Below are 26,898 nucleotides of genomic sequence, written 5' to 3'. Positions count from 1 at the left end.
CCTAAATAACGGATATGTACTCCCCCCAAAGCAAAAAAAGGCCGCACCCTGCCAAGGAGACGGCCAAAAAAATTGTCGAGGCATTTGAAACTAACGTGCAGTAATCACCGACAGCTTGGTAATCCCCGCGCGCTCGATCGACGCCATGGCTCGCGCCACTTCGCCGTAGTTCACTCCATCATCAGCCTGCAGTTGCACCCGCACCTCCGGGTCCTTGGCCTTGGCCGACTGCAAGTTGAACTCCAGCAAATCCGGCTGGATTTCATCCTTGTTGATAAACAGTTTCCCGGCCGCATCAATGCTCACCACCAGCGGGTCCTTCTGCTCCACCGGGGCCACGGCCTCGGTCTTGGGCAAGTTGATCGGAATCGCATTGGTCAACAACGGCGCCGTGACGATAAACACCACCAGCAGCACCAGCATCACGTCCACCAGCGGCGTAACGTTGATCTCGCTCAGCACCTCATCACTGTCTTGCGTGGAGAAGGCCATCTCAGGACGCCTCCTTCACTTTTTGCGCGCCACCCTGGGCACCGGCCTTGCTCAGCGTCGGGTGCAGCAGCACGCGGAACGAGTTCTTCTGCGCCAGGCTGTAGAAGTCGTGGGCGAAGTCGTCCAGGTCAGCAGCCGTGAGCTTCAGGCGACGCAGGAAGTAGTTGTAGACCAGCACCGCCGGCACCGCGACGGCAATACCCACACCCGTGGCAACCAGTGCCGCACCGATCGGCCCGGCCACGGTTTCGAGGCTGGCGGAACCGGCGGCGCTGATGCCTTTCAGGGCTTCCATGATCCCCCACACAGTGCCGAACAGGCCGATAAACGGCGAGGTGCTGCCGATACTCGCAACCACGGCCAGGCCGGTTTCCAGGGAGCGGCGCTCACGCACGATCTGTTGGCGCAAAGCGCGTTCAAGACGGTCCTGATGGTTGATCGCCTGGCTCAGGTCAGCAGCGTGTGGCGCCTCACCCACCTGGATCGCGGCGTAACCGGCCTGGGCCACACGAGCGGCGGCGCCGGGTTTGGTTTCGGCCAACTCAGCGGCCGAGTCCAGGCTGGATGCCGCCCAGAACTGTTTGTGGAACTTGCGATCCTGGGACTTGAGGCGGCCGAACTGGACGCCCTTGAGCAGGGCCAGGCCCCAGGTAGCGACCGAAAAGACCACCAGCAGCCAGATCACCGCGCTTTCGATGGATTCAGTTGGAGATGCTAATGCCATGATGTTTTCCCTCTGTGCAGGTCGCGATGTGTCCAACACACCGCATCCAATAATTAATGAATCTTGAAATCGATCGGTACGCTGACCCAGCCGTCCTGGGCCACATCACCCTGCTTGGCCGGTACAAAACTCCAGCGCTTCACGGCAGCCAGTGCGGCTTCGTCGAGTTGCTGGCGACCACTGCTTTTCTGAATCTGGATCTCACCCGGCTTGCCGGTGGCCAATACATGCACCCGCAACAGCACCGTGCCTTCCCAACCCCGGCGCTGGGCCAGTGACGGGTATTCCGGCGCCGGGTTCTTCAGGTACGCGGCGTTGGCCGAGGCCGGTGTGACCGGCGCGGGCGCAGGCGGTGCCGGCGGTGCTGGAGCCGGTGGCGCGGGTACAGGCGGCGCGGGCGGCTGCTCGGCTACCGGTTTCGGTGCGGGCTTGGGCACAGGCTTTGGCACCGGCTTGGGTTTCGGAATCTTTTTCGGCGCCGGCTTGGCGGCCAATTCATCAACCACCGGCGGCGGTGGCTCGACAACCGGTGGCGGCGGCGGTGGCGGTACAGGCGGCGGCGGCTCCACAACCGGCGGAGCCGGCTGGGAAAATTCGATCGTCATCGGCGGGATTTCCGGCGGCACAATCGGCAGCACCGGGGTTGGCTTCTGGCTGACCCAATAGATCACCGCGCCATGCAAGGCCAGCGCGAGAATCCCCAACAGGATCGCTTCACGCCGACTCAACACACCCTTCGGGGTTTTCTGCGTACGCAACTGCCCCAACGGCGCGCGATGCGGCCGGCCAAGGTCGACCAACTCACCACCCGGTGCGTGGCGCCACTGCGCCTCTTGTGCACTGGCGGCGGTCTGGACATTGCCCATTGATTAACTCCCCTGCGGTCTTAAGCAAAAAAACCGACGGGCCTGCCTTGGCGGCCGTCGAGGGCTGAATCATCGGGGGCAGACGCTTATCTCTTAAAGTAATCTTTAAAGTTATAGATAGATCTAAATTGAATAACCGAAACATCCGGATACGCCGAAGCCACGTCCTGCGCGGCCTGGCGCCGAGGGGGAAAATCTCAATGCTTTTGAGGCATACAAAATATTCACTGAAGGCATGGCTCAGCGTGGATTACCGGCACACAAATCCTGCAATTGGCGTAGCAACGCCTGCCCTGCCGCACCAAGGCCGTTACGGCCATACAGCGCCAGCCGCACGCCCTGCACCGCAGGCAAACCGCTGTCCGCGCCCAACACCACGTGCCCGGGCTGCACCACCCGCACCGGCAACAGGCTGATCCCCAGCCCCGCCGCCACCGCCGAACACACGCTGGCCAAGCTGGCGCTGGAATAACCGATGCGCCAGCGCCAGCCGCCCACCTCCAGGTGATGCAGCATTTCATTGCGGTACAGGCCGCCGGCGGGAAACGCCACCAGCGGCAGCGGATCACGTCCCAGGGACGGCGAACTGCGGCTGTCGACCCAACACAACGGCTCCGGCCAGGACACCAGGCAGTCATCGCTGTCACCCATTTGCTTGACCAGCAGCACGTCGAATTCACCGCCGCGATAATCCCGCAACAATTCCGGCCCCAAGCCGCTGGTGACCTCCAGGCGCACCCGGGGATAAGCCTGCACAAACGCCGACAGCAACGGCATCAGGCGCTCGGCCGCAAAGTCCTCGGGCACCGCCAGGCGCAACACGCCATCACTCTGCTGATTGATCAGCACGTCGGCCGCCTCTTCGTGCAGCGCCAGGATGCGCCGCGCATACGCCAGCAAGCGCTCGCCCTCCACCGTGGCCACCACGCGGCGCTGATCCCGGTCGAGCACCTGGCTACCCAGTGCATCTTCCAGGCGGCGGATCTGTTGGCTGACCGTGGACTGGGTCAAGTGCAGCCGCTCGGCCGCGCGGGTGAAATTGCCGCAATCGACGACGGCAACAAAGCTGCGCAACAACACAGGATCGAACATGGGCTCACCATTCCATTTGCCACTGATTGGCATGGTTATATTTAATTTCAGAATACCCCTGCGGCTGCCCATACTTCACGCCTCATTGCGCACGAGGGGTTTTCCATGACTGACGATCAACAGCATCTGCATCACGCCGTGCAACTGGCCAAGGCCAACGTAGCTGCCGGTGGCCGCCCGTTTGGTGCCGTGCTGGTGCGTGACGGCGAGGTGCTGGTGGAGGCGGTCAACGAAATCCACTTGAGCCAGAACCCCACCGCCCACGCCGAGATGCTCGCCATCCGTGCCGCCAGCCAACAACTCGGCCCACGCCTCGACGGTTGTGTGATCTACGCCAGCGGCCAGCCCTGCCCGATGTGCCTGAGTGCAATGCACCTGTGCGGCATATCCCGCGTGGTATTCGCCGCCAGCAATGACGTGGCGGCGCCCTTTGGTTTGTCCACAGCAGCGATCTACCAGCAACTGGCGCTGCCGCTGGCGGAGCAAAAATTGCCCGTGCAGCACCTGCCGCAGGCAGCGATGCAAGCCCTTTACCGCGAGTGGCAGGCCCTGCATGACGCTGAATAATTCGTTCGCCGGCAAGCTCGCCGGTTGGGGTTTGCTGGTGGTGCTCGGCCTGAACCTGCGGCCCATCCTCAGTTCCATCAGCCCGTTGCTGGGGGAAATCCGTCTGGCCACCGGCCTGAGTTTCCAGAGCAGCGCCCTGCTCACCAGCCTGCCGGTGATCTGCATGGGCCTGGTGGCGTTGGTGGGGGTGCGCCTGGAGGCGAAGCTGGGGGAGCGTCGCGGAATCGCCCTGGGCTTGATGATGATTCTGCTGGCGTGCCTCGCGCGCTGGCTGTTTGGCCAGGCGCCGGCGCTGCTGGCCACGGCATTGTTCGGCGGTGCGGGTGTGGCGCTGATCCAGGCGCTGGTGCCGGCGATGATCAAGCGCCAGTTTCACCAGCGCGTGCCGTTGGCGATGGGGGTTTACTCGGCCTCGCTGATGGGCGGCGGTGGCTTGGCCGCCCTGCTCAGCCCGTTGGTGGCGGGGCATTTCCAGCAGTGGCAGGCGGGGCTCGGGATCTGGCTGCTACCGGCCCTGGGCGCACTATTGTTGTGGGCGTGGCTGCCATTGGGTGCGGCGAAAAACCCGCAGGTGACGGCGCCGTTCCAGGGCCTGCGCAACCGTCGGGCGTGGTTGCTGGCGCTGTATTTCGGCCTGGTGAATTGCGGCTACATGAGCATGGTCGCGTGGCTGCCGGCCTACTATCAGCAGTTGGGTTGGGGCGTACTGCCCAGTGGTTCGCTGCTGGCGTTCATGACGATCTTCCAGGTAATCGCCGCGCTGCTGATGCCGGCACTGGCGCAACGTGGCATTGATCGTCGACCGTTACTGAGCATCAGCCTGCTGGCCCAGACCGTGGGCTATATCGGCCTGCTGACGGCGCCGCTGGAATTCCCCCACGTGTGGGTGGCGTTGATCGGTTTCGGCCTGGGAGCGTGTTTCGCCCTGAGCCTGTTGTTGACCCTGGATCACCGCCGCGACCCTCGGGAGGCCGGCCAACTGGCGGCGTTCGTCCAGGGCGTGGGCTTTTTGATCAACGCCGTATCACCGTGGCTGACCGGCTGGCTGCGGGAATTGACTGGCAGTTTCGTCAGCGCCTGGATGGTGCTGACGCTGACGGTGGTGGCGATGCTGATACTCACCCGGGTGTTCAGCCCGGGCACCTACCGCACAGGCTCTATGGATATGCAATTTGAATCTAGATAAAACAATGAACATTCTTTTGCGGAATAAGCGAGGCGATTAGAATCGCGGTTTCCTTCAGGACGCCGGAAAACTCCATGGACCTTCGCCAACTGCGCTACTTCATTGCTCTGAACGAGTACCGCAGTTTTGTGCGCGCCGCCGACGCCATGGGCATTACCCAGCCGGCGTTCAGCCGCAGCATCCAAAGCCTGGAACAGGAGTTTGGCTGTGTGCTGGTGGACCGCGCCCACAAAGACCTGCGCCCCACTCCCGAGGGCCAGGTGGTGTTGCAACATGCCTTGTCGCTCGTTCAGGGGGCGGCGCGGCTGAGCCACGAAGTCACCCGCATGACCAAGCTCGACGCCGGCGAATTGCGCTTTGGCTGCGATGCCGTGGCGGCGGTGAACCTGGTGCCTGGAGCGATCGCACGGTTTGTCGGCGCTCATCCACGAGTACGCAGCGGTTTGCATGTGGATAACTGGGAAAAACTCGGACGCAGTTTGAGTCGCGAAGAGATCGAATTCTTCATCGCCGATGTGCGCCACTTCGAGGCCGATCCGAATTTCCAGACCCAGGCCCTGACACCCCGGCGCAATGTATTTTTCTGCCGCGCCGGGCACCCGTTACTGGCCAAGGACAGCCTCTCGACCAACGACCTGTTTGACTACCCGCTGGCCACACCGCTGATCGCTCCCGGGGTACGCAAGCTACTGGCCAACCTGAGCGGGCGTGTCGACTTTTCTCCCGCTATCGAACTGGAGCAGTTTGCGGCGCTGGCAGCCATCGTGCACCAGTCCAACGCGATTGGCCTGGGTGCCGAGGATGCGTTTGCCGAAGACTTTGCCCGTGGCGCACTGACGGTGTTGCACTGGCGCAACGTGCCTCACAGCCTCGACAGTTTGAACAACCGCTGCGGGATCATCAGCCGTACCGGGTTTCGCTTGTCGCCGGCGGCGAAGGCGATGATCGAAACCCTGATCACCGTGGATACCCCCTCTGCTGAAGCAAGCTTGCTCGCCCGCAATTAAAAAACCAGGCTTGCGCGCGACAGCCCATTCTCTTGATTTCAATGAAACTGTTATCGGCAATCAGCGGGTTTTTTTCGCCTGCCGGGAACCGACACTATTGGCTCCAGAACAGAAAAACCTGGAGCCCTGCCATGTACCTGAAATACCCAATCAGTTGGACTGCCCTTGCCTTGGCAGCGGCCCTCACCGGCACCGCCGCCCAGGCTTCCATGCCGGCGAACCTGCCCGCCGATCAGAGCGTTGGCGCCATCGAGCAGGTGCACGCCTTCCACGATGCCATGCCCACCGGCGTGAGCGTTACCGAGACCGGACGCATCTTTGTCAACTTTCCTCGCTGGGGCGACGAGGTGCCGTTTACCGTCGCAGAATTGCGCGACGGCAAAGTCGTACCCTACCCTGACCAGGCGATAAACCAGGCCAACCCCAAAGACCCGGCCAAAGGGTTTATCAGCGTACAAAGCGTGGTGGCCGACGGGCGCGGACGCCTCTGGATACTGGACACCGCGGCGCCTGGCTTCTCGCCTCCACAGCCAGGTGGTGCCAAGCTCGTCGCAGTTGAGCTCGCCACCAACAAGGTGGTCAAGACCCTCGTATTCCCGAAAAACGTCATGCTGCCCGGCACCTACGTCAACGACATGCGCTTTGATTTTCGCGTGGGTGACCAAGGCGTGATCTATATCACCGACTCTTCACTTACCGGCCCGGGCGCGATCATCGTCATGGACATCGCCAGTGGCACGGCCATACGCCGGCTCAGTGGTGCACCCTCGACCTCGGTCGACCCGAACTTCGTACCCACGGTCGAAGGCCAGGTCCTGAAAGTGCGGGATGCCAAAGGCGGCACCCAACCTTTTGCCGTGGCTTCGGACGGCATCGCCCTGTCGGCTGATGGGCAGACCTTGTATTTCTGCCCGCTGTCGAGTCGGCACCTGTACGCCATCCCCACGACACTGCTGCGTGACGAGACAGTCAGCGAAGCACGGCTCGAAATGGCGGTCAAAGACCTCGGGGAAAAAGGCGCCTCGGACGGGCTTGAAGCCGACGCCTCGGGGGCCGTGTATGCCGGCGACTACGAAAACAACAGCGTGCGCAAACGGCTGGCGAACGGGCAATGGCAGACCATCGTCCATGATCCGCGTGTGCTTTGGCCCGACACACTGTCAATCGGTCCCGATGGCTACCTGTACTTCATCGCCAATCAGCTGCACCGCCAAAGCATCTTTCACGCAGGCAAAGACTTGCGCCAGAAACCCTACAGCCTGCTGCGCGTGAAGATCGATGCCGCGCCGGCGCCCACACACTAGCGGCGCCGAAGCATGAATATTGATGCGTTGAACCTGTTCATGCGATCAACAGAGCTGGGCAATATCACCGCAGCCGGCAGGGAGCTGGGACTCGCGCCCTCGGTGGCCAGCCACAAACTGGCGAAGCTTGAAGAATACCTGGGCATGCGCCTGCTGCATCGCACCACCCGCCAGGTCAGCCTGACCGAAGACGGTGCGCTGTTTCTGCCCCATGCAATCCGGGTGCTGGCAGCCGTGGACGAGGCCTATCTGGTCGCGGTGAAAGGCAAGGACGTGGCCAAGCGGGTGTTAAGAGTATCCGCCCCCGGGTCCTTCGCGCGGATGTGCCTGATGCCGGCCATTGCCCGGTTCCTGCACGCCAACCCGAAGCTGAAGATCGACCTGATACTGTCCGATCAAATGCAGGACCTGACCGAGATCGGGATTGATGTGGCAATCCGCATCGCCGCCCTGAAGGACTCATCCCTGGTGGCGCGCAAGCTCGGCTGCGACAGACGCATCCTGTGTGCGGCACCCGCCTACCTCCAGGCGCATGGCGAACCGACTTCACCTGCGGAGCTGGCCAATCATTCCTGCATCCTGCTGGGCGACGAGGACCATTGGCGTTTCGTGGGTGCCCATTCACACAAAGTCACGGCAATCAGTGGTTCGCTCAGAGTCAATTGCGGCGAAAGCGCACGGCTTGCCGCGGAGGGTGGGCTCGGCATCGTCTCTGTTTCACAGTGGAACGTCAGGCCCTCACTGGAAAGCGGCGCATTGGTGGAAATCATGCCGTCCTGTGTCCTGGAGCAAACCCGGGATATCTGGGCGATCTACCCCAGCGCGCGGTTGATCTCATCCAAGGCTCGGGCTTTCGTCGAGTTCATGATCGCCGAGTTCCAGGGCGATTTTTAGCATAGGGAAAAAATCATGACGGTGACTCACCAAGCTGCAGGCAGAACAAATCTCGCGAGCGGCCCACGCGTCGTTCGACTAGGGGTGACAGACTTGTCGTTCCATCGGGTTACCGCTGCGGTGGTAGCGCTGGTGTTGCAACGCATGGGCCTGACCGGACAAAGACGGCCGTTCGATTCCGAGGCCTTTTACGAATTCTGAATTCGCGGCAGGCTGGCTACAAGGGTCTGCTCACTGAGGCTAGTTTGGCGATGCAGATGTTCTGCAATCTCCCCAAACCGAGGATTCCAACATGCTCTACCTGGTTTTCAGCGGCACCATCAAAGAAGGCAAACAGGCCGAGTTCTATCGTGATGTAGCGGCCGTTTCACAAAAGCTCACCCACCAGCACGACAAGGCCGTGGTCTATCAATGGCATAAGGATGAAGAGAACCCCAACCGGTTCTTTCTCAACGAACAGTGGGAAAGCGTCGCGGACCTGCACGCGCATTTCGAAACGCTCTACAAAGCCTTCGGCCCGGCGAAACCCACCGAGCGTCTGCCGGCGAAAATCCTCGCGTACCTGGATGAAGCACAGGTGAACTTCTACCAGGCCATTCAGTAAATCGCACCCGGTCACCCCAGGGTGACCGGGACGCTTGCTCAGCTCGCTGTCCTTTCCACCGGGTTGAGTTCGCTCAGCCGTCCCTCCTGGCGCGCAAACCGATTGGCCCGGGCAAACGTGCCAAAATCGTTGAAGCGCACGCCCATCTCCGCCATCACCTTGTGCGCCGTTTTCACCGTCATCTGGCGGATGTAGAACGGCTCCTTGACCACAAAGTGATGAATCCCGTGGGTACTGCCGAAATTGAAGCAGAACGCCTGCAACGGCCACAACCACCATGGGTTGAGCACCTGGGTTTGCTGGATCACATTGCCCGGCTCGATGTCGCCGTAGTAGTGCATGTTGGAGCTGACAAAATGCAGGCAGAAGGTGCGCAGCACGTTGGGCCCGATGATCACCACGGCGGCGATGTCGATGATGTGCATCACTGCCAAGGTGTTGGCTGACCAGTCGATTGGCGCGCCCAGCAGGCTGGCGATGCCATTCGCGGCATGGAAGCCGAGGAACACATACCACGCGCCCCAATGCAGCAGCGCCAGCGGTGCGTAGACCAGCGCCGTGCGCTTGAGAATGCCCAGCTTGTGCTTCCAGGACGGTGCCCGCAGCACCCGGATCAGTGCCGACATGATGTTGTCGCCGACCATCAGCAAACGTGCCAGGCCCCACGGTTCACCGTTGGTGATCGCGCGCTCTTCGATGTCGGTTTCGCTGCCGGAAACCTTGTGGTGATTGAGGTGGATATGGCGCCGTACCCAAGGGTTGATGGTGCTGGGCCGCGCCAGCCACACCAGGCCCATCATCAGGTTGTGGGGCAGGCGCTGCTTGCGAAAGTACATGCTGTGGATCAGGTCGTGTTCCAGTTCGTGGGTCAATGACGCGAGGAATGCGTTGAGCAGCAGGCACACCCACCACGCCATGTGCCCGGTGATATACAGCGCCGCCGAACCCAGCATGCCCACCAGGGCAAAGGCCAGGATGCCCGCGCCCAACGCATCCTGATGCAGCAGCCAGGGGTGGCGCTGGCGCAATAACAGCCCCTCGGCCAGCACCACTTCACGAATATGCGCTGAACGCTGTTGTGCGTTCATCTGCCGGGGGCTTGCAGAAGTACCGTCCATGCTTCCATCCTCTGTCTTATTGATGCGTACATCCTGCCCTATGCGATCTGGCGGGACGCTAGCCCCACACGCCAACCTGTTGACCGCAAGCGCCAATCAACATGACCGAACCGACCTCTCTCGCCAGCTGGACCCGCGCCCTGCGCAAGCAGCTCGACGCCCTGGGCCTCGACAGCGCCGCGCTGTGCGCCCAGGCCGGGCTCGACCCGCAGTTGATGGAAGATCCGAACGCGCGCTACCCGCTATCGGCCACCACGCGCCTGTGGGAACTGGCGGTACAGGCCAGCGGCGACCCGGCGATTGGCTTGCGGGTGTCGCGGTTTGTCAGCCCCACCACCTTTCACGCGCTGGGTTATGCGCTGGTGGCCAGCGGCAGCCTGCGGGAAGTGTTCGAGCGGATCGTGCGCTATCACCAGGTGGTCAGCGACGCACTGAGCCTGGAGCTTAGCCGGGAGGGCGAACGTTACCGCTTTCGCCTGCAACAGCCCGCCGGTACACCCGCACCCGCGTTTGAGGCGATTGATGCGTTCGCCGCGATTTACGTGCGCACCTGCCGCAATCGCCTGGGCCGGGAGTACGCGCCGCTGGCGGTGTACCTGCGGCGGCCCGAGCCGGCTGATCCCAAGCCGTGGCACACGGTATTTCGCGCGCCGGTGTTTTTTGCCGCCGAGGAAGACCGTCTGGAATTTGCGGCCCGGGACTTTGACAGCCACCTGGACGATGCCAACCCCGAGTTGGCCGAGCACAATGAAACCGTGCTCAAGCGCACCCTGGCGCAACTGCGGCCGCTGACCTGGGAACGCAAGGTGCGTTCGGCCATCGAAGCGCAGTTGCCTGACGGTGAGCCGAGCGCCGAGCGCATCGCCCAGGCGTTGCATCTGAGTTTGCGCAGCTTGCAGCGGCATCTGGCGGATGAGGGCTGCCGGTTTGATGCGCTGCTGAACGAATGCCGGGAGAACCTCGCGCTGCTGCATCTGCGGGATCCCGAGTGTTCGCTGGCGGAGATCAGTCATTTGCTGGGGTTTGCCGATACCAGCAGCTTCAACCGGGCGTTCAAGCGCTGGACAGGGATCACGCCGGGGCAGTTTCGGGATGGGTTGAGGTAGCTGGAGTTGCGGCGGCTGCGAGGGCCTCTTCGCGAGCAAGCGGTCGATCAAACACCACAAAAGCCAGTGGCAGTCAGCGCCCGCGATCCCGCCGCAACACTTTCTTCACCCGCGCCACCAACGCCCGGGCTTCAAACGGCTTGAGCAAATAATCATCCTCATGCAATTCCAGCCCACGCAGCCGATCTTCAATCCCGTCAGGCGTGGTCAAAAACAACATCGGCGTCTCACCCTTCAACCGGATCGCCTGCTGCAGCTTCCAGGCATTCAGCCCCGGCAGCATCACATCCAGGATCACCAGGTCGTATTCGGTGCTTTCCACAAAGCGCAGGGCCGCCATGCCATTGGCCGCCACCTCCACCGTGTAGCTGGCCTCTTCAAGACTGCGGCCCATCGCCTCGGCCGCCTCTGACTCGTGTTCCACTAGCAGGACGCGCATAACACACCTCGAATAATCGTGAACGCAGGCTACCACCCTCAGGCATGCGCCGCCTCGCGCAAACGTTGCGGGTCGAGGATTTCGATCTCGCCATAGCCCAGGCGCACGATGCCCTGGCCTTGCAGGTCCTTGAGCAACGCATTGGTGGTCTGGCGCGACAGGCTCAGCATCGCGGCCAAGTCTTCCTGGGGCAGTTGCAGCACCTGCCGGGCCTGCTCGATGTCGCCATAGCCCTCGGCGATCATCAGCAGGCGGTGCGCCACTCGCACCGACGCCGGCATCAGGCTCAATTGCTCGATATTGATAAAGGTCAGGCGCAGTTTCTGGCTCATCAACAGGGCCATGTCGCGCCAGTAACGCGGAGTCTGTTCAAGAATGTGCAGCAACGCCGGCTGCGGTACCTGCAGCAACGTACACGGCCCGACGGCGCAGGCATCGTGGGTGCGGGGCAACCCGTCGAACAATGAGATTTCGCCGAACCAGTATGGCAACTCCGCCAGGCTCAACACTGCCTCCTTGCCCTGCTCGTTCACCGCGCTGATACGCAGGGAGCCCTCCAGCACCGCGTACAACCCACACGGCGGATCGCCGCGTTTGAACAGATATTGCCCCGCCGTCAGCTGCCGCAACCGGGCGCTGGCCAGCAAGCTATTCTGTAGATCAGCAGGCAGATGGCTGTACCAGTGACCGGTGGCCAGCCGTGGGTGCCATTTCTCTACATCCATGCGAACTCCGAAGATTGTCGGCCAGTTGACAGTGTGTCGTGGGCCTACAGGGCATGATCAAACATCCTACAGGAGGAACAACAATGAAAAGCCTCGTCGACCACCTCAGTCAATACGCCGCCTACCACCGCGACCCGCGCAATATCGCCAGCCACTTTATCGGCATCCCGCTGATTGTGGTGGCGGTGGCCGTGCTGCTGTCACGCCCCGAATGGACGGTGGCCGGGCTGTGGCTGTCGCCCGCGGTGGTAGTGGCGCTGCTTTCGGCATGGTTCTACCTGCGCCTGGAACTGGCGCTCGGCATGCTGATGACGGTGCTGATGGGCCTGTCGGTGTGGGCCGGGCATGTGCTGGCGGCACAAAGCACGCTGGTGTGGCTGAGCAGCGGCATCGGCATGTTCGTGGTGGGCTGGGTGATCCAGTTTGTGGGGCATTACTACGAGGGGCGCAAACCGGCGTTTGTCGATGACGTGTCCGGGTTGATCGTGGGGCCGTTGTTTGTGGTGGCGGAGTTGGCGTTCCTGGTGGGGCTGCGGCATGAGCTGAAGCGGCAGATTGAAGAGCGCTCAGGGCCCGTGGCCGTGCGGCACAAGAACGCCACGGCCTGAGCAACACTGGAGATCCAAATGTGGGAGCGGGCTTGCTCGCGAAAGCGGAGTGTCAGTCACCGGATGTACCGACTGAACCACCGCATTCGCGAGCAAGCCCGCTCCCACATGGGTTTTGCGGCGCTTTTAGGCTTTTTGCCAGACCTTGGGCTTGAAGAACAACGTCTCGCCCCGCGCCAGGCCGGTCAGGCTGTCGTGGTCTTTCACCACTTCAGCCTCAATCAACTCGCTCTGGCCTTCGACCTTCAGGGTCACCCGGGTGGTCGCGCCAAGCGGGCGAATATCACGCACTTCAGCCGCGTGGTGGTCTTCCAGTTCATGGCGCGACAGCGACACTTCATGCGGGCGGAACAGCACGTGCTTGTCTTCCCCCAAATGCAGGCGGTTGGAGTCGCCGAGGAAGTGATAAACAAAATCACTGGCCGGGTTTTCGTAGACTTCGCCCGGTGAGCCAATCTGCTCGATCACGCCCTTGTTCATCACCACGATGCGGTCCGCCACTTCCATGGCTTCTTCCTGGTCGTGGGTCACGAACACCGAGGTCAGGTTGATGTCTTCGTGCAGGCGCGCCAGCCAGCGGCGCAGTTCTTTACGAACCTTGGCATCCAGGGCGCCGAAGGGTTCATCCAGCAGCAGCACTTTCGGCTCTACCGCCAGGGCGCGCGCCAGGGCGATACGCTGGCGCTGGCCGCCGGAGAGTTGTTCCGGGTAGCGATCCGACAGCCAATCGAGCTGCACCATGTTCAGCAGCTCGTGGACTTTCACGGCGATCTGGCTTTCGGTGGGGCGCTGGTTTTTCGGTTTCATCCGCAGGCCGAACGCGACGTTGTCGAACACGGTCATGTGGCGGAACAGCGCGTAGTGCTGGAACACAAAGCCGACGTTGCGATCACGCACGTCGTGGCCGGAGACGTCTTCACCATGGAATACGATGTTGCCGGCATCCGGGGTTTCGAGACCGGCGATGATCCGCAGCAGGGTGGTCTTGCCGCAGCCGGACGGGCCCAGCAACGCCACCAGCTCGCCACTCTGGATGTCCAGATTGATGCTGTTCAGGGCCTTGAAGGCGTTGAAATTCTTGCTGACATTACGGACTTCGATCGACATGACTTATTCCTCACCAGCACTTTTGCGCAGGCGGTTGATACGGTTCTCGCTCCACTGCTTGAGCAGCAGGATGAAGAGCGCCAGGATCAGCAACAGGCTCGCGACGGCAAACGCGGCGACGTGGTTGTATTCGTTGTAGAGGATCTCGACGTGCAGCGGCAAGGTGTTGGTCACGCCGCGAATGTGGCCGGACACCACCGACACCGCACCGAACTCACCCATGGCCCGCGCGGTACACAGCACCACGCCGTAGATCAGGCCCCACTTGATGTTCGGCACGGTGACATGCCAGAACATCTGCCAACCATTGGCGCCCAGCAGGCGCGCGGCCTCTTCTTCCTGGGTGCCCTGCTCCTGCATCAGCGGGATCAGCTCACGCGCCACGAACGGCACGGTGACGAAGATGGTCGCCAGCACGATGCCCGGCAAGGCGAACACGATCTGGATGTCATGGTCTTGCAGCCACGGGCCAAAGAAGCCCTGGGCGCCGAACATCAACACGTAGACCAGGCCGGCGATCACCGGCGATACCGAGAACGGCAGGTCGATCAGGGTCACCAGGATACTTTTGCCACGGAACGAGTACTTGCTCACGCACCAGGCGGCGCTGACGCCGAACACCACGTTGAGCGGTACCGAAATCACCACGGCGATCACCGTGAGTTTCAATGCCGACAGCGCGTCCGGCTCAAGGATCGCGGTGAAGAACGCACCCAGGCCATTCTTCAGGCCCTGGGACACCACGATAAACAGCGGCAGCAACAAAAACAGGAAGAACACCAGCCAGCCAAGGCTGATCAGGATGCGTCGGGACACCGCACTGCCACGACGGGCAGCGTTTGCCGAGGACGCGGCGGAAATAGACGATTGGGACATGTTCCGCGCCTCCTTATGGGTGTTCGATGCGCCGCTGCAGCAAGTTGATCAGCAGCAGCAGGACAAAGGAAACCACCAGCATCAGCACACCGATGGACGTGGCGCCGTGGTAGTCGTATTGGTCGAGCTTGACCATGATCAGCAGCGGCAGGATCTCGGTTTTCATCGGCATGTTGCCGGCGATGAAGATCACCGAGCCGTACTCACCGACACCTCGTGCAAACGCCAAGGCGAAGCCGGTCAACCAGGCAGGCAGCAGCGCCGGTACCAGGATGTAGCGGAACACTTGCAGGGGCTTGGCGCCGAGACAGGCGGCGGCTTCTTCGATTTCCCGGGGGATATCGGCCAACACCGGCTGCACGGTACGCACCACGAATGGCAGCGTGACGAAGGTCAGCGCGAGAGTGATGCCCAGGGGGGTGTAGGCGATCTTGAAGCCCAGGTCGGCGGCGAACTGGCCTACCAGGCCAGTGGGCGTGTACAGCGCGGTGAGTGCAATACCGGCGACGGCGGTGGGCAGGGCGAACGGCAAGTCGATCATCGCATCGATGATCTTGCGCCCGGGGAAGGTGTAGCGCACCAGTACCCATGCCAGCAGGGTACCGATCACGCCGTTGATGATCGCGGCATACAACGCAGTGCCGAAGCTCAGTTTCAACGCCGCCAGCACACGCGGTGCGGAGATGATGTTCCAGAACTGATCCCAGGTGAGTTGAGCGGCATGTACAAACATCGCCGCAAGGGGGATGAGTACGATCAGGCTGAGGTACACCACGGTGTAGCCCAGCGTCAGCCCGAAGCCGGGTATGACGGGGGAGATACGACGCGACATAAGAGTCCTTGGTTAGCGGGTAGATACCACTGTAGGAGCGAGCTTCTGTGGGAGCTGGCTTGCCTGCGATGCCGGCACCTCGGTGTATCAGTTACACCGAGGTGATGCTATCGCGGGCAAGCCCGGCTCCCACAGAAAGCTGGCTCCTACAGTTTGATTTTGCTTACTGCGCCGAGTAGATCTGGTCGAACACGCCACCGTCATTGAAGAATTTCGGTTGGGCAGTTTTCCAGCCGCCGAAGTCTTTGTCGATAGTCACCAGGTCCAGTTTCGGGAACTGCTGGGCGTATTTGGCGGCGACTTTCTCATCGCGTGGGCGGTAGAAGTTCTTCGCCGCAATCTCCTGGCCAGCCGGGCTGTACAGGTGCTTGAGGTACTCGGTGGCGATCTCGGTATTGCCCTTTTTCTCGGCGTTCTTGTCGACCACGGCCACTGGCGGCTCGGCGAGGATCGACAGTGAAGGTACAACGATGTCGAACTTGTCGGCGCCGCCGTCTTCCTTCAGGGCCAGGAAGGCTTCGTTTTCCCAGGCCAGCAACACGTCACCCTGACCGTTGTTGACGAAGGTGATGGTCGAACCGCGCGCGCCGGTGTCGAGGATCGGCACGTGCTTGAACAGCTCTTTCACGTATTCCTGGGCCTTGGCTTCGCTGCCACCGGCTTTCAGGCCGTAGGCCCAGGCGGCTAGGAAGTTCCAGCGGGCGCCGCCGGAGGTTTTCGGGTTCGGGGTGATCACCGACACGTCTTTCTTGATCAGGTCGCCCCAATCCTTGATGCCTTTAGGGTTGCCCTTGCGTACCAGGAACACGATGGTCGAGGTGTACGGGGTGCTGGCGTCCGGCAGGCGGGTTTGCCAGTTTTCCGGCAGGGTCTTGCCCAGTTTTGCGATTTCGTCGATGTCGCCGGCCAGGGCCAGGGTCACGACGTCGGCGCGCAGGCCGTCGATTACCGCGCGGCCCTGCTTGCCCGAACCACCGTGGGATTGCTGGATCTTGACGTTGTCACCCGGGTGCGACTGCTTCCAGAAGCTGGTGAATTCAGCGTTGTAGTCCTGGTAGAGCTCGCGGGTGGGGTCGTAAGACACGTTGAGCAGTTCGTAATCCTTGGCAACAGCGGAACCGGCAAACACGGCACTGGCCAGTGCTGCCAGGGCATAACGGCGAATCGACGACATAGAAGGCTCCTGAAATTCTTGGGTGTTGGCTTTTTTCTTATAGTTGCGGGTCTTGCAATCGAATCGCCGGTGTTGCTCAGCTCGGTTTGTTGCCCGGGTTCTGCAAACGGAATTTCTCTTTGCGTTCGATTTGTACTACCTGGGCGTTGTGCACAGTGATTTCCACCGCGCCAAACCGCAGATCGCGCAGGGCGCTCTGGATCTCGCGCAAAATGGCTGCTTCGTCCTGGCCGTCAACGCTACGTAGAGATGCGCTCATGGTCGTGCTCCTGAAATGAGAAGTGCCTCGCAGTGGCGGCACTGCTTGCGGCGTGAGGCGATAGTAGATAAGCGCGGATATTCTTAAAAATACTATTTAAGAATGTTTATATAACCAGAAAGAATTTTCTGGTGGGACGAGGGGTTGCGAGGGGTTTTGCGGGACGACCCGTGAAATAAAGCCGTGTGGAGATCCAAATGTGGGAGCGGGCTTGCTCGCGAAGGCGGTGGGTCAGTGACAGATTTGCTGACTGACCCACCGCCTTCGCGAGCAAGCCCGCTCCCACATTTTGGCCCTGTTTGAAATCAGGACAGGCGGTGGTTAACGAATGGTCGGCGCCCTCGCCCAATCCAGCTCACTGGCCGGCATCGGCCGACCAAACCAGTACCCCTGGCCCAGGTCACAGCGCTGTTCCAATAGAAACCGCGCCTGCTCAACCTGCTCGATGCCCTCGGCATGCACCTGCATGCCCATGCTCTGCGCCAACGCGATCACTACCCGCACAATCGCCGCATCGTCCTCATCCCATGGCAACCCGGCGACAAAACCCTGGTCGATCTTGAGCTTCTGCACCGGCAAGCGCTTGAGCCGCAGCAGCGATGAATAACCGGTGCCAAAGTCGTCGATAGCCAGGCGTAAGCCGAGCTCACGCAGGCGATGCATTTGCTCAAGGGCGACTTCCGGGTCCTCCATCACCGCGCTTTCGGTGACTTCCAGCTCTAAAAGCGCCGGATCCAGCCCCGTGTCGTGCAGCACCTTGGCCACTTGCTCATACAGCTCTCGCCGGGCAAACAGGCGGCTGGACACATTCACCGCGAGAAACGTCAACGGTGCACCGTCTGCCAGCCACTGGCACATCTGGCGGCAGGCCTGGTCCATGACCCAGGCGTCGATGTCGGCAATCAGCCCGGTGCGCTCGGCAATCGGGATGAATTCCCCCGGCGGCACCAGCCCGCGCTCCGGGTGCTGCCAGCGCACCAGGGCTTCGACGCCGATCATTCGGCTGTCTTGCAGGTCGTGCACTGGCTGGTAGTAAACCCGCAGCTCCTGCTGATCCAGGGCGCGGCGCAGTTCACCGGCCATTTCCACGCGGTGCTGGGCGTGGGCAGTAAGCTCTTCGGTGTACAAGGCGTAGCCTTCGCGGCCGGCGCTCTTGGCCTTGAACAACGCGGAGTCGGCGTTGCGCAGCAGTTGCTCGGCGCTCAGCGCGTCGCTGGGGAACAGGCTGATCCCGATGCTCACGCTGATAAACAGTTGATGGCCGTCGAAGATGACCGGTTCTTTCATCGCGTCGAGAATACGTTGCGCCAGGGCGGCGGCCTGGCCCACCTGTGGACAACTTTCCGCCAGCACCGCGAACTCGTCACCGCCCAGGCGCGCCAGGGTCACGCCGGGGCCGAACAGGCCTTGCAGGCGCTCGCCGACGGCCTTGAGCAACTGGTCGCCGACGTTATGGCCGAGGCTGTCGTTGATGATCTTGAAATGGTCGAGGTCGAGCAGCAGCAAGGCGCAGCCACGTTTATGGATCTGCGCGGAGGCCAGGGCCTGTTCGGCACGGTCGGTGAACAGCAGGCGGTTGGGCAGGTCGGTCAGCGGGTCGTGATGGGCCAGGTGCGCCAACTCGCTCTCGGAGTGCTTGATGGCGCTGATATCGGAGAACACCGCGACGTAGTGGCTGATATGGCCCTGCTCATCACGGATCACCCGGATGGTCTGCCACTGTGGATAGATTTCGCCGCTTTTACGGCGGTTCCAGATTTCACCGCTCCATTCACCGTCACGTTCCAGCGTCTCGAACATCGCCTGGTAGAAACTGGCCGAGTGGCGCCCGGACTTGAACAGGCTCGGCTGGTGCCCCAGCACGTCTTCGCACTGGTAGCCGGTGATTTCGATAAAGGCCCGGTTGACGTGAACAATCAGCCCCAGGGCATCGGTGACCAGCACCCCTTCGCGGGTGCAATCGAACACGGCGGCGGCCTGGCGCAGGCGCTCGCGGTTTTCCTTCAGTGGCTGCTGGATCAGGTTCGCCCGGGCAAAGTGCGCGCAGAGCAGGTAGATCGCCAGGGCACTGAGGCTGACCCACAGGTAACCGCGTATCTGAAGCCAGCGGCCCAGCTCCACGGGTTCATCGATAAAGTTGATCAATACCTGATGGCTGAGCTGAATCCACACAATCGAAACCAGCAGGTACATCAGCCCGGCACGCAGGGCACCTCGGTATGAAAACAGCATATGTTCAGTAATCCTTACTAAAAAACCAGATTCGCCCTACAAAGGTTACGGATTATAGAATAAGAAACATCCAGTCACTCCTATCTGAAAGGGCGGCTGGTTTTATCTGTAGGCTTAGTGATAATGCGCAAGCTGGTTTTTTCTTTATCTGAGGGCCATACAGCCTATGTGGTACAACGGTTTTCTTGACTTGTCGGCCTGGCAACTGGTGGCAGTCACTCTGTTGATGACCCACGTGACCATTGTCGGGGTCACGGTCTATCTGCACCGCTATTCAGCCCACCGCTCCCTGGAGCTCAATGCTGGCCTGAAACACTTCTTCCGCTTCTGGCTGTGGCTCACCACGGCGCAGAACACCCGCGAGTGGACCGCTATCCACCGCAAACACCACGCCAAGTGCGAAACCGTCGACGATCCCCACAGCCCGGTGATCAAGGGCCTGTCCACCGTGCTGCGCAAAGGCGCCGAGCTGTATCGCGCCGAAGCCGAGAACCCCGAGACCCTGCGCATCTACGGCAAGAACTGCCCGGAAGACTGGATCGAGCGCAAGCTCTACACCCCGTACCCGCTGCTGGGCGTGGCGATCATGGGCGTGATCGACCTGCTGCTGTTCGGCACCATCGGCATCACCATCTGGGCCATCCAGATGATGTGGATCCCGTTCTGGGCTGCCGGCGTAATCAACGGCCTGGGTCATGCCATCGGCTACCGCAACTTCGAATGCCGCGATGCGGCCACCAACCTGATTCCCTGGGGCATCATCGTGGGTGGCGAAGAGCTGCATAACAACCACCACACCTACCCCAACTCCGCCAAGCTGTCGGTGAAGAAGTGGGAGTTCGACCTGGGCTGGGCCTGGATCAAAGTGTTCAGCTTCCTGCGCCTGGCCAAGGTGCAACGGGTCGCGCCGATCGCTCACCGGGTCGAAGGCAAGGGCAGCCTGGACATGGACACCGCGATGGCGATCCTCAACAACCGCTTCCAGATCATGGCCCAGTACCGCAAGTTGGTGATTGGCCCGCTGGTCAAGCAGGAACTGGAAAAGGTCGATCACTCGGTGCGCCACCAATTCCATCGCGCCAAGCGCCTGTTGTCGCGGGAGACCAGCCTGCTGGATGACCGCCACCACGTGCGCATCCAGAGCATGCTGGAACACAGCCAGGCCCTGAAAGTGATCTACGAGAAGCGCCTGGCGCTGCAACAGATCTGGCTGAAAACCAGCACCAACGGCCACGACATGCTGGCGGCGATCAAGGAATGGGTGCACGAGGCCGAGGCGAGCGGGATTCAATCCCTGCGGGACTTTGCCCATCAGCTGAAGACCTATTCGCTGCGGCCTGCCGCGGCCTGATACGGCTGTAGCGAGCCGATTTTTTGTGGCAGGGGAGCTTCTGTGGCGAGGGAGCTTGCTCCCGCTGGAGTGCGCAGCGCTCCCAAGATTTTGGGGCCGCTACGCAGCCCAGCCGGAGCAAGCTCCCTCGCCACAACAAGCTCCCTCCCCATAGCAGCTCCTTCCCCACAGCAGCTCCTTCCCCACAGCAGCTCCTTCCCCACCGCAGCTCCTTCCCCACAGCAGCCCCCTCCCCACCGCAACTCCTTCCCCACAGCAAGCCCCTCCCCCCAACAAACTCGCTCCTACATGTTTCTGGCGCCATTTCTTGGTCGCCTCTAATCGGCGCTGATAACGGAACTTCGCAGCAAATTCCCCCTCTCAATCAACACTTCGCCATCCCGGCGGCCCTTGTTGTGACCGCTGCCCAACCCCGCGGCCTGCCCAGAGAGAGTTGTGCCGATGGTCCACGAAAAGACCTTCACCGACACCCCCGTCCTCGAACACCCACGACCGGCAGCCGCCGCTACGTTGCTGGCCCTGATGCATGCCCAGGGCGAAGTGGAACGGCTGAGTGAACGCGAGCAACTGCTGAGTTCGCTGTTGGTCAGTGTGAATGCCGTGCTCTGGGCAATCGAGTGGGACACTCGCCGCGTGCTGTACGTCAGCCCGGCCTATGAGCGGGTTTTCGGACGTACGGCGGGCATGTTGTTGACCGACTATCGGGAATGGCGCAACAGCATCCACCCCGAAGACCTCGACTACGCCGAGCACAGCCTGGCCCAGGTGCTGCACAGCGGCGCCGTGGAAGACCGCGAGTACCGCATCATCACCGCCGACGGGCAGATCCGCTGGCTCAGCGACAAGTGTTACATCAACCAGCAGGCCGAGCCCGGCCAGCCGGTGATCGTGGTAGGCATAGCCGAAGACATCACTGAAAAGAAGCAGCTGGAGCTCGAGCTGCACCGCCTGGCCACCACCGATGTACTGACCCGCAGCAGCAACCGCCGGCATTTCTTCGAGTGCGCCCACCACGAGTTTGAACGCGCCTGCCTGCAAGGCACGCCCCTGGCGTTCCTGTTGCTGGACATCGATGACTTCAAGGTGGTGAACGACACCTACGGCCACCTGGAAGGCGATCAGGTGTTGCAGCGTATCGCCGAGAGCGGTCGGGGAGTTCTGCGCCGTGGCGACCTGTTCGGGCGCATTGGCGGCGAAGAATTCGCCGCCATACTGCCCGGTTGTGCCCCGGAGATGGCAATGCAGGTGGCCGAACGCCTGGGGCACGAGATTGCGCAGCTGAGTTTCAGCCACGACGGTGAGAGCTTCGCGGTCACCGTCAGCCAGGGCCTGGCCAGCCTGACCGCCGAGGACGCCAATGTGGACAGCCTGTTTGCCCGCGCCGACGCGGCCATGTACGAGGCCAAGCGCCAGGGCAAAAACCGCGTGCTCCCCGGCTGACGCTACACGATGACCTGTGGGAGCCGGGCTTGCCCGCGATGCAGGCACCTCGGTATGTCGGTTGTACCGGGATGATGCTATCGCAGGCAAGCCAGCTCCCACACTGGCCCGCATCGCCTGCTAGGTTTTGCGCATACGCGTCAACTCCGGCAAACCCACCTTGAGCAAGCGTGCCGTCTTGCCTTTCGCCAATGCCTCGACGCCTTCATGCTCGGTCAGCCGCGCCAGTTGCGCCGCCAGGTTCATCACCAGCGCTTCGCGGGAATACACCCCGCCCTCCAGCGAATAAATCGCCGCGATCAACTGGCGCAACTCCAGCGGCAGGCGCCAGCGTGTGCGCAGTGCCGAGCCATAGGCCGCACCGAAGGTGTAGAGGGACTCGCCAATCGCTTCATCATCCAGTTCGCCACCGCCCAGCAGCCAGTCTTGCAGGCACCGCAGCAAGGCCAGGTCGCCAAGGCGATGGAGGATGCCGGCGCTGTAGCAGCGCTCGTGATCCAGGTCGAGCATGCGCGCCAGGCTGCGGGCGTAGTCGGCGGTACGCTGGGACAGCTGCCAATGACGCTCGGCGTAATCCACAAGGCTCGGGTCGCTCAGTACCACGTTGTGCTTGAGGGCGAGCCCCAGGATCAGGTTCATGCTCTGCCCCGCCGCCAGCTTATGCAGGGCCATGCCCAGGGTCTGTACCGGCGAACCGTGATGGCCGGCGCTGTTGGCGGCGGCGATCAACACGGCAGTAATCTGAGGGTCCATGCGCACCTGCTCTTCCAGGCGCTTGAGGTCCAGGCCCTCCGGCTCCAGGCTATGTTGCACCGCAGCCTGCACGTCGACCCGCAGCGGCGCGCCGTCGGAGGCTTCCCGGCGGCGCTCCAGAAACACCGGCAAGGTCATGCCCGGCGCCAGGGACGGGACTTCGCAATAAACCGTCTCACCTTCGTTCAGCAGCAAGTCCTGCAGGCGCTGGGTCAGGCTTTCCATGTTCAGGGGTTTGGTCAGGTACGCGGTCGGTGCCAGGGGCAAGGCTTCGCGCACACTGGCGCTGTCGTTGCGGGTACTCAGCAGGATAAACGGCAATAGCGGCGTACGCCGTTGCAGGCGCACGCTGCGCAGCAGGCTCAGGCCATCGACGCCGGGCAGCTCCCAATCGGCAATGATCAGGTCATAGGGTTTGTCACGCAGCAACTCGGTGGCCCGCTGGCCATCGGCACACACATCCAGCCGTGCGTCACAGCGCACATTCAGCAACACCTGCTTGAGCAGATCTCGGGACCAAGGGTCGGCCTCGGCAATCAACACACGGGGTACAGCCGGTAAATCAACAGCAGTCATCCAGCACGCTCCATCGGCAATACCAGCACCTTAGACAAAGGAGCCGCCTGCGTACAATGAACAACGGCTGAATACCGTTCATCGGGCACAAAAAACCCGCCTAAGCGGGTTTTTTGTCGATCAGGTCAACTTTTGATCACAGCTCGGAGAAGCACTCTTCGATGATCGCCAGGCCTTTGTCCAACTGCTCGTCCGGCGAAGTCAGCGGAACCAGCACGCGCAACACGTTGCCGTAGGTGCCGCAGGACAGCAGGATCAAGCCCTTGTCACGCGCCTTGGCCACCACGGAAGCGACAGCAGCGGCGTTCGGCTTATGGCTGTCGCCATCTTCGAACAGCTCGACCGCAATCATCGCGCCCAGGGCACGCACTTCACCGATCACCGGGTACTTGGCCTGGATAGCTTTCAGACCGGTCACCAGGCGCTCGCCCACAGCCTTGCAGCGGTCCAGCAGGTGCTCTTCTTCGAACACTTCCATCACGGCCAGGGCCGCGGCGCAAGCGATCGGGCTGCCGGCGTAGGTGCCGCCCAGGCCGCCCGGAGCGATGGCGTCCATGTATTCAGCCTTGCCGCATACACCGGCCAGCGGGAAGCCGCCTGCGATGGATTTGGCGAAGGTGGTCAGGTCGGCGGCAACGCCCATCTGTTCCATGGCGAAGAAAGTACCGGTACGGCCGGCACCGGTTTGCACTTCGTCGGCGATCAGCAGGATGCCGTGCTTGTCGCACAGTTCGCGCAGGCGCTTCATGAAGGATTTAGGCGCGACGTAGAAACCGCCTTCGCCCTGCACCGGCTCGATGATGATGGCAGCGATATCACGCGGCTCGGCATCGTTCTTGAAGATGCGTTCGATGCTGGCGATAGAGTCGTCATCGCTCACACCGTGCAGCTCGTTCGGGAACAGCGCGCGGAACACGCCGCCTGGCATCAGGCCCATGCCGGCCGAGTACGGCACCACTTTGCCGGTGAGGCCCAGGGTCATCATGGTGCGACCGTGGTAGGCGCCGGTGAACGCGATCACGCCGGCACGGCCAGTGGCGGCACGGGCGATCTTCACGGCGTTCTCTACCGCTTCGGAACCGGTGGTGACCAGCAGGGTTTTCTTGGCGAAATCACCCGGCACCTTGGCGTTAACTTTTTCGCACAGCTCAACGTACGGCTCGTAGGCCAGTACCTGGAAGCAGGTGTGAGTCAGCTTGTTCAGCTGTTCGGTCACGGCGGCGATGATTTTCGGGTGCACGTGGCCGGTGTTCAGCACGGCGATACCGCCGGCGAAGTCGATGAATTCGCGACCTTCAACGTCGGTCACGGTGGCGTTCTTCGCCGACTCGGCGAAGATCGGGTGAATCTGGCCAACACCGCGTGGTACAGCGGCTTCGCGGCGTTTCATCAGGGATGCGTTGGTCTTGCTCATAAAGTCCTCATTCGCCACTCATCGGGTGGCGTGGTCCAAGGAATACGTGGCGGGGAGGCAACTACGGCAGCATGCGATGATCGACTGCCACAGCTTTCCCGGCCACTACGAATAACGGGTGAAACACGCAAAGGGACAGCGCTCTCGTGCCCTTTGCGTTTGCAACAATGCCTTGCCGGGCTTAGATGCCCAGGCAGAGGTATTTGATTTCCAGGTAGTCCTCGATCCCGTACTTGGAGCCTTCACGGCCCAGGCCCGAAGCCTTGATGCCGCCGAACGGCGCCACTTCGTTGGAGATCAACCCGGTGTTGACGCCGACCATGCCGTATTCCAGGGCTTCAGCCACACGGAACACACGGCCCAGGTCGCGGGCATAGAAGTAGGAAGCCAGGCCGAATTCGGTGTCGTTGGACATCGCGATCACTTCAGCTTCGTCTTTGAAGCGGAACAGCGGCGCCAGTGGGCCGAAGGTTTCTTCCTTGGCCACGGCAGCATCTTTCGGCACGTTGACCAGGATGGTCGGCTCGAAGAAGTTGCCTTCCATCACCTTGCCGCCAGCCAACAGGGTCGCGCCTTTGCTCAGGGCATCAGCGATGTGCTCCTGAACCTTGGCCACGGCCTTCTCGTCGATCAGCGGGCCGGTGGTGGTGCCCTCTTCCAGACCATTGCCGATCTTCAGCTTGGCCACTGCCACTTTCAGTTTCTCGGCGAACGCGTCGTACACCGAATCCTGGATGTACAGGCGGTTGGCGCAGACGCAGGTCTGGCCGTTGTTGCGGTACTTGGAAATGATCGCGCCTTCGACGGCCTTATCCAGGTCTGCGTCGTCGAACACGATGAACGGCGCGTTGCCGCCCAGTTCCAGGGAAACCTTCTTGATGTCCTTGGCGCATTCGGCCATCAGCTGGCGACCGATTTCGGTGGAGCCGGTGAAGGACAACTTACGCACGATTGGGTTGCTGGTCAGCTCGCTGCCGATATCGCCGGCGCTGCCGGAGACCACGCTGAACACGCCTTTCGGAATCCCGGCACGCTGGGCCAGCTCGGCCAGGGCGAACGCGGAGAACGGGGTTTGCGACGCAGGCTTGAGCACCATGGTGCAACCGGCAGCCAGGGCCGGGCCGGCTTTACGGGTGATCATCGCGGCCGGGAAGTTCCACGGCGTGATGGCAGCGGTAACGCCGATTGGTTGCTTGATCACGATCAGGCGCTTGTCCGGCTGGTGGCCGGGAATCACATCACCGTAGACGCGCTTGGCTTCTTCGGCGAACCACTCGATGAACGAGGCGGCATAGACGATTTCGCCCTTGGCTTCGGCCAGCGGCTTGCCTTGTTCCAGGGTCATCAGGCGAGCCAGGTCATCCTGGTTCTCGATGATCAGCTCGAACCAGCGGCGCAGCTTGTTGGCGCGGTCCTTGGCGGTAAGTGCACGCCAGGCCGGCAGGGCCTTGTCAGCTGCTTCAATGGCGCGACGGGTTTCGGCGGCGCCCATTTTTGGCACGGTACCGAGGATTTCGCCGGTAGCGGGGTTGTTGACCTTGATCGTTTGACCGTTGTCCGCATCGACCCAAGCGCCATCAATAAAGGCTTGCTGGCGGAACAACTGGGTGTCTTTGAGCTGCATGTCGGCTTTCCTTAACAGCACCGCGCACGCGCGGAGCGAATTAGAGTTGTTGAAAGGCGCCTTGAGGGCTGCCGTCAGGGAAATCATTCACTGGGCGCAAGCACGTAAATAGCGCACGAAAGGACAAATGTGCGGTTCAGCACCCAGGCAGGAGCGTTTGAAATCTCAAACGAATCCTAGGATCAATGGGGGTGCAGGGCAATAGTCTGTTCGAAAAAAAGAACGAAAACGGCGCATTTGCTCGATTTTTCTGATCAGCGTGTTTCGGGCGAGTTCAACCGCAATTCGTCGAGATGCCCGGTACAGGGCTTCGGCAGCGCCTAATCCTACTGGCAGCAGGCCGAAAAGCGGCATGGACGCCCAAGGTCGACATGGGTATGATGTCGCCCGCACAAGCATCCGTAGCTCAGCTGGATAGAGTACTGCCCTCCGAAGGCAGGGGTCGTGGGTTCGAATCCCGCCGGGTGCACCAGATACAGATGAAAAAGCCCCAGGTCGAAAGGCCTGGGGCTTTTTTGTGGGCGTCGA

Annotated in this window: 26 protein-coding genes and 1 tRNA gene; 11 read left to right on the top strand and 16 right to left on the bottom strand. The window is 61.7% G+C overall.

Annotated elements, in window-relative coordinates; all coding sequences use genetic code 11:
• Window positions 1-90: 90 nt before the first annotated feature.
• From HX821_RS30850 to HX821_RS30835, 4 genes are all read right to left on the bottom strand, one after another.
• Entirely contained in the window at window positions 91-492 is a 402-nt protein-coding gene (locus HX821_RS30850) for a biopolymer transporter ExbD (protein ID WP_017478080.1), read from the bottom strand.
• Window position 493: 1 nt separating this feature from the next.
• The gene (locus HX821_RS30845) at window positions 494-1,219 is read right to left on the bottom strand and encodes a MotA/TolQ/ExbB proton channel family protein (protein WP_085984637.1); all 726 of its coding nucleotides are present in this window, start codon (window positions 1,217-1,219) and stop codon (window positions 494-496) included.
• Window positions 1,220-1,269: 50 nt separating this feature from the next.
• Window positions 1,270-2,082, bottom strand: a complete 813-nt coding sequence (locus HX821_RS30840; protein WP_003218120.1) for an energy transducer TonB — start codon at window positions 2,080-2,082, stop codon at window positions 1,270-1,272.
• 240 nt (window positions 2,083-2,322) lie between these two features.
• Window positions 2,323-3,174 carry a LysR family transcriptional regulator gene (locus HX821_RS30835; RefSeq protein ID WP_008433713.1) on the bottom strand — a complete coding sequence of 284 codons (852 nt, stop codon included), beginning with the start codon at window positions 3,172-3,174 and terminating at the stop codon, window positions 2,323-2,325.
• 105 nt (window positions 3,175-3,279) lie between these two features.
• On the opposite strand from HX821_RS30835, the gene HX821_RS30830 reads away from it, so the two are divergent.
• The 6 genes from HX821_RS30830 to HX821_RS30805 all read left to right on the top strand — a co-directional run bounded on the left by HX821_RS30830 (window position 3,280) and on the right by HX821_RS30805 (window position 8,736).
• On the top strand, window positions 3,280-3,741 hold the full coding sequence (locus HX821_RS30830; protein WP_177037342.1) for a nucleoside deaminase: 462 nt from the start codon (window positions 3,280-3,282) through the stop codon (window positions 3,739-3,741).
• Window positions 3,728-4,927: a CynX/NimT family MFS transporter gene (locus HX821_RS30825; protein ID WP_134325532.1), complete on the top strand. Its 1,200-nt coding sequence runs from the start codon at window positions 3,728-3,730 to the stop codon at window positions 4,925-4,927. The genes HX821_RS30830 and HX821_RS30825 overlap by 14 nt, the downstream gene beginning before the upstream one ends.
• Window positions 4,928-5,001: 74 nt before the next feature.
• The gene (locus HX821_RS30820; RefSeq protein WP_003218124.1) at window positions 5,002-5,934 is read left to right on the top strand and encodes a LysR family transcriptional regulator; all 933 of its coding nucleotides are present in this window, start codon (window positions 5,002-5,004) and stop codon (window positions 5,932-5,934) included.
• Window positions 5,935-6,065: 131 nt separating this feature from the next.
• Entirely contained in the window at window positions 6,066-7,238 is a 1,173-nt protein-coding gene (locus HX821_RS30815; RefSeq protein WP_177037341.1) for an L-dopachrome tautomerase-related protein, read from the top strand.
• 12 nt (window positions 7,239-7,250) lie between these two features.
• Window positions 7,251-8,132, top strand: coding sequence for a LysR family transcriptional regulator (locus tag HX821_RS30810; protein ID WP_177037340.1), 882 nt, complete (start codon window positions 7,251-7,253; stop codon window positions 8,130-8,132).
• Window positions 8,133-8,424: 292 nt separating this feature from the next.
• Entirely contained in the window at window positions 8,425-8,736 is a 312-nt protein-coding gene (locus tag HX821_RS30805) for a putative quinol monooxygenase (protein ID WP_003218128.1), read from the top strand.
• Window positions 8,737-8,774: 38 nt separating this feature from the next.
• Here HX821_RS30805 and HX821_RS30800 read toward each other — a convergent pair whose 3' ends face one another.
• The gene (locus HX821_RS30800) at window positions 8,775-9,854 is read right to left on the bottom strand and encodes a fatty acid desaturase (protein ID WP_102367874.1); all 1,080 of its coding nucleotides are present in this window, start codon (window positions 9,852-9,854) and stop codon (window positions 8,775-8,777) included.
• Window positions 9,855-9,955: 101 nt separating this feature from the next.
• On the opposite strand from HX821_RS30800, the gene HX821_RS30795 reads away from it, so the two are divergent.
• Window positions 9,956-10,960 (top strand): AraC family transcriptional regulator, encoded by a 1,005-nt coding sequence (locus HX821_RS30795; protein ID WP_087693638.1) that lies wholly within the window; start codon window positions 9,956-9,958, stop codon window positions 10,958-10,960.
• Window positions 10,961-11,033: 73 nt separating this feature from the next.
• Here the strand turns inward: HX821_RS30795 and HX821_RS30790 are convergent, their stop codons facing one another.
• On the bottom strand, window positions 11,034-11,399 hold the full coding sequence (locus tag HX821_RS30790; RefSeq protein WP_003218132.1) for a response regulator: 366 nt from the start codon (window positions 11,397-11,399) through the stop codon (window positions 11,034-11,036).
• 38 nt (window positions 11,400-11,437) lie between these two features.
• Window positions 11,438-12,124, bottom strand: coding sequence for a Crp/Fnr family transcriptional regulator (locus HX821_RS30785; RefSeq protein WP_003218134.1), 687 nt, complete (start codon window positions 12,122-12,124; stop codon window positions 11,438-11,440).
• A gap of 83 nt (window positions 12,125-12,207) precedes the next feature.
• Between HX821_RS30785 and HX821_RS30780 the strand changes: the two genes are divergently transcribed.
• Window positions 12,208-12,732, top strand: coding sequence for a DUF962 domain-containing protein (locus HX821_RS30780; RefSeq protein ID WP_177037339.1), 525 nt, complete (start codon window positions 12,208-12,210; stop codon window positions 12,730-12,732).
• 126 nt (window positions 12,733-12,858) lie between these two features.
• Here HX821_RS30780 and HX821_RS30775 read toward each other — a convergent pair whose 3' ends face one another.
• The 6 genes from HX821_RS30775 to dibA form a co-directional block, all read right to left on the bottom strand.
• The gene (locus tag HX821_RS30775) at window positions 12,859-13,839 is read right to left on the bottom strand and encodes a sulfate/molybdate ABC transporter ATP-binding protein (protein ID WP_003218138.1); all 981 of its coding nucleotides are present in this window, start codon (window positions 13,837-13,839) and stop codon (window positions 12,859-12,861) included.
• A gap of 3 nt (window positions 13,840-13,842) precedes the next feature.
• Window positions 13,843-14,715: a sulfate ABC transporter permease subunit CysW gene (gene cysW, locus HX821_RS30770; protein WP_003218139.1), complete on the bottom strand. Its 873-nt coding sequence runs from the start codon at window positions 14,713-14,715 to the stop codon at window positions 13,843-13,845.
• Window positions 14,716-14,728: 13 nt separating this feature from the next.
• Complete coding sequence (cysT, locus tag HX821_RS30765) at window positions 14,729-15,547, bottom strand: sulfate ABC transporter permease subunit CysT (protein ID WP_003218141.1); 819 nt, start codon at window positions 15,545-15,547, stop codon at window positions 14,729-14,731.
• 163 nt (window positions 15,548-15,710) lie between these two features.
• Window positions 15,711-16,721, bottom strand: a complete 1,011-nt coding sequence (locus HX821_RS30760) for a sulfate ABC transporter substrate-binding protein (protein WP_003218143.1) — start codon at window positions 16,719-16,721, stop codon at window positions 15,711-15,713.
• 76 nt (window positions 16,722-16,797) lie between these two features.
• A complete protein-coding gene (oscA, locus tag HX821_RS30755; protein WP_003170956.1) occupies window positions 16,798-16,980 on the bottom strand; it encodes a sulfur starvation response protein OscA in 183 nt (60 codons plus the stop codon).
• Between the two features lie 321 nt (window positions 16,981-17,301).
• On the bottom strand, window positions 17,302-19,212 hold the full coding sequence (dibA, locus tag HX821_RS30750; protein WP_008433689.1) for a phosphodiesterase DibA: 1,911 nt from the start codon (window positions 19,210-19,212) through the stop codon (window positions 17,302-17,304).
• Between the two features lie 166 nt (window positions 19,213-19,378).
• On the opposite strand from dibA, the gene desA reads away from it, so the two are divergent.
• Window positions 19,379-20,563, top strand: a complete 1,185-nt coding sequence (gene desA, locus HX821_RS30745) for a delta-9 fatty acid desaturase DesA (protein WP_087693634.1) — start codon at window positions 19,379-19,381, stop codon at window positions 20,561-20,563.
• A 441-nt stretch (window positions 20,564-21,004) separates the two neighbouring features.
• The gene (locus tag HX821_RS30740; protein ID WP_003218149.1) at window positions 21,005-22,003 is read left to right on the top strand and encodes a sensor domain-containing diguanylate cyclase; all 999 of its coding nucleotides are present in this window, start codon (window positions 21,005-21,007) and stop codon (window positions 22,001-22,003) included.
• Between the two features lie 120 nt (window positions 22,004-22,123).
• Here HX821_RS30740 and HX821_RS30735 read toward each other — a convergent pair whose 3' ends face one another.
• The 3 genes from HX821_RS30735 to gabD all read right to left on the bottom strand — a co-directional run bounded on the left by HX821_RS30735 (window position 22,124) and on the right by gabD (window position 26,370).
• Window positions 22,124-23,332, bottom strand: a complete 1,209-nt coding sequence (locus tag HX821_RS30735) for an HDOD domain-containing protein (protein ID WP_177037338.1) — start codon at window positions 23,330-23,332, stop codon at window positions 22,124-22,126.
• A gap of 136 nt (window positions 23,333-23,468) precedes the next feature.
• Window positions 23,469-24,746: a 4-aminobutyrate--2-oxoglutarate transaminase gene (gene gabT / locus HX821_RS30730; RefSeq protein WP_003218153.1), complete on the bottom strand. Its 1,278-nt coding sequence runs from the start codon at window positions 24,744-24,746 to the stop codon at window positions 23,469-23,471.
• A 181-nt stretch (window positions 24,747-24,927) separates the two neighbouring features.
• Window positions 24,928-26,370 (bottom strand): NADP-dependent succinate-semialdehyde dehydrogenase, encoded by a 1,443-nt coding sequence (gene gabD / locus HX821_RS30725; RefSeq protein WP_003218155.1) that lies wholly within the window; start codon window positions 26,368-26,370, stop codon window positions 24,928-24,930.
• Between the two features lie 395 nt (window positions 26,371-26,765).
• On the opposite strand from gabD, the gene HX821_RS30720 reads away from it, so the two are divergent.
• Window positions 26,766-26,842 (top strand) — tRNA-Arg (locus HX821_RS30720).
• The last annotated feature ends 56 nt before the right edge of the window (window positions 26,843-26,898 follow it).

The sequence above is a fragment of the Pseudomonas sp. B6001 genome, assembly GCF_013386015.1.
Taxonomy (GTDB): domain Bacteria; phylum Pseudomonadota; class Gammaproteobacteria; order Pseudomonadales; family Pseudomonadaceae; genus Aquipseudomonas.
The sequence above is the reverse complement of the archived record's forward strand: the minus strand, read 5'-3'. Positions and strand labels throughout refer to the sequence as shown.